A 3,058-nucleotide genomic window follows, 5' to 3' on the forward strand; every position below is an offset into this window, starting at 1 on the left:
TGGAGAGCGTGGAGAGCGGAATCTCCGTGCGCTCGCTCATTTCCTTGAGCGTCCAGCCGTGCCTCACTCTCAGGCTTTTCAGCAGCGTCCCCAGTGTTTGTCTTTCTTTACTCATTCCAAGGCCTCGAACGTGACGTTCAGAACCGGGTACTCCTGCCAGTCCCGGTAATCGAAGTGCCACCACTCCGCTTCGTAGACGGTAAAGCCCTCCGCCTCCATGAGCGAACGCAAGAGATCGCGGCGCTCGCGCTGCTCCGGCGTGCCGCCGGCGTAATCCGGGTACGCCCGCTCGGTCATCTCGTCGTAGAGGCTCGGCATCTCCGCCGGCTGCCCGGTGGCGAGATCGTAAAACGTGAGGTCGACCGCCGCTCCGCGATTATGCCGCGAGCCCTCTGCGGGATCCGCGACGAACTTCCGAAGCGGCTCCGGCGTCGCGTCCCAGAACACCTTCGTCACCCACCACGGCCGGTAGGCATCGTGGATCAGGAGCCCGTAGCCGTGCGCCTGCGCCGCGCGATGCGCGCGCACCAGCGCTTCCGCCGCCGGCCGCTGCAGGAACGCGCGCGGCTCATCGTAGAGGCGCGTGCCGAGGAAGTTGTTGGTCGTGGCGTAACGGATGTCGAGGCGAATGGTCGGGTCGAGCGCGGTCAGCTCGACGAGCTCGGGCTCGCGCGTGGCGCCGGGTGAAGCCGGCGGCTCGGCCGCTCGCGCCGCGCGGGCGATCTCCGCCACCGGGCGCTGCGGCTCGATGCGGAAGATGCCGTCCGCGCCGATCCCGCCCGCGGGTGCCGCGGCTGATGTGGCGGGCGGCGCATCGTCCCGGCACGCTCCCGCGGCGAGCGAGAGCAGCGCTACGCCACAGAGCAAGAGGAACCGCTGCATCGTCAGACGCTTGACCGATTTTCCAGATAGGCGCATTGTATCCTCATTGGGACGGTTACGGTACCCGGCCGCGGCGCGGGCTCCGGCCGTCCGCACGCGGAGGCCAGGAAACATGCGCCAGAGCCCGTTCATCGCCCTGCTCGCTCTCACCCTGCTGTACGCCGCCCCGGCGGCGGCCCGCCAGGACGCTCCCGACGAGCCGCCACTCGTCCCCGAGCCGACCGAGGAGGAGCCGCTCGTCCCCGCCGAGCCCGAGGGAACGCCCGCGGAGATCCCGGCCCCCGGCGTGCACTCGCTGACCCAGGCGGATCTCGCCGCCTGGCTCGACGGCTTCATACCCTACGCGCTCGCGGACGGCGGTGTCGCCGGGGCCGTCGTTGTCGTCGTTGCCGACGGCGACGTCGTGCTGGCCAAAGGCTACGGCTATTCCGATCTCGAGTCACATGCGCCGGTCGATCCCGCGCACACGCTGTTCCGCCCCGGCTCGATCTCCAAGCTCTTCACGTGGACGGCCGTCATGCAGCTCGTCGAGCAGGGCAAGATCGATCTCGACGCCGACGTGAGCGAATACATCGATTTCGACCTGCCCGAGCGCGACGGCGACCGGCCCATCACGATGCGCGACGTCATGACGCACACGACGGGCTTCGAGGAACGCCTGAAGAAGCTCATCACCCCCGATCCCGAGAACGCCGAGCCGCTCGGCGAATCGATCGCGTCGTGGGTACCGCGGCGCATCTTCCCCGCCGGCAGCACGCCCGCGTACTCGAACTACGCGACCGGGCTTGCGGGCTATATCGTCGAGCGCGTCTCCGGCCAGTCGTTCGACGACTACCTCGACGAGCACATCTTCGCGCCGCTCGGCATGCACGAGTCCACGTTCCGCCAGCCGCTCCCGGAGCAGCTCGCCGGCCAGATGTCCAAGGGCTATGCCGACACCTCGGGCGAGGCGCAGCCGTTCGAGATCGTGAACCCGGCGCCCGCGGGCAGCCTGTCGTCCAGCGGCACCGACATGGCGAAGTTCATGCTCGCGCACCTGAACGGCGGTGAGCTGAACGGCGTGCGCATCCTCGAGCCGGCCACGGCGCGCACCATGCACGAAACCATGCTGACGATGCTGCCGCCGCTGAACCGCATGGCGCTCGGCTTCTACGAGACCGACGTGAACGGCCGCGACGTCATCGCGCACGGCGGCGACACGCAGTGGTTCCACAGCTACCTGCACCTCTTCCTCGACGAGGGCGTCGGCCTGTACGTCGCGACGAACAGCGCCGGCAAGCAGGGTGCGGCGCACTCCATCCGCACGGCGCTCTTCGAGCAGTTCGCCGACCGCTACCTGCCGGGCCCGGAGCCGTCCGGGGAAGTGGATCCGAAAACCGCGGCCGAGCATGCCGCGCTGATGGCGGGCACGTACACGAATTCGCGCCGGGCGGAAACCACGTTCCTCGCCTCCTTGAACCTGTTCGGCCAGGCGAAGGTCGTCGACAACGGCGACGGCACGATCACGGTCCCGGCCGTCACCGATCTCTCCGGCGCGCCGAAGGTCTGGCGCGAGATCTCGCCGTACGTGTGGGTGGAGGAAGGCGGCGACGAACGCCTCGCGGCGGTGCTGAAAGACGGCGTCGTGCAGCGCTTCAGCATGGACACGTTCTCGCCGTTCATGGTCTTCGAGCCCGTGCCGTGGTGGAAATCCTCGGCGTGGCTGCTGCCGCTTTTGAACGCGAGCCTCGCGGCACTCGTCCTTACCGCGCTGCTGTGGCCGGTGAAGGCGGTCGTCCGCCGCCGCTACGCGCAGCCGCCGCTGCTCTCCGGCATGGATCTCCGTGCCTATCGCTGGGGCAAGATCGCCTCCTGGGCCGTGCTCGCCGTCCTTACCGGCTGGGCGCTCGTGGTCACCGCCATGTTCTCCGACCTGTCGCTGCTCGCGGGCGTGTTCGATCCGCTCATCCTGCTGCTGCAGGTCCTGAGCATCGTCGTCTTCCCGGTCGGGGTCGCGATCGCGCTCTGGCACGCGGCCAACGTGTGGCGCGGCCAGCGTCGCTGGCCGGCGAAGGTCTGGAGCATCGTGCTGGTCGTGGCGTTCACGACGGTGCTGTGGGTCGCGCTCGCCTTCGACCTGATCGGCTTCGGTACCGACTATTGAGCGGGCATTGAGCGCGCTCCGCCGCACGCTGGA

At 68.8% G+C, this 3,058-nt stretch carries 3 protein-coding genes; 1 reads left to right on the forward strand and 2 read right to left on the reverse strand.

Annotation, left to right across the window (positions count from 1 at the left end; genetic code table 11):
* Both VF329_10135 and VF329_10140 read right to left on the reverse strand, forming a co-directional pair.
* Positions 1 to 115, reverse strand: a 115-nt coding sequence (locus tag VF329_10135) for an XRE family transcriptional regulator (protein ID HEX7081362.1), incomplete at its 3' end; no start/stop codon positions are given.
* Positions 112 to 918 (reverse strand): M15 family metallopeptidase, encoded by an 807-nt coding sequence (locus tag VF329_10140; GenBank protein ID HEX7081363.1) that lies wholly within the window; start codon positions 916 to 918, stop codon positions 112 to 114. The genes VF329_10140 and VF329_10135, both read right to left, overlap by 4 nt.
* A gap of 76 nt (positions 919 to 994) precedes the next feature.
* Here VF329_10140 and VF329_10145 point away from each other — a divergent pair, with 76 nt between their 5' ends.
* Positions 995 to 3,025, forward strand: a complete 2,031-nt coding sequence (locus VF329_10145; protein ID HEX7081364.1) for a serine hydrolase domain-containing protein — start codon at positions 995 to 997, stop codon at positions 3,023 to 3,025.
* The last annotated feature ends 33 nt before the right edge of the window (positions 3,026 to 3,058 follow it).

The sequence above is a fragment of the Gammaproteobacteria bacterium genome (genome assembly GCA_036381015.1).
Taxonomy (GTDB): Bacteria; Pseudomonadota; Gammaproteobacteria; order Steroidobacterales; family Rariloculaceae; genus ZC4RG20.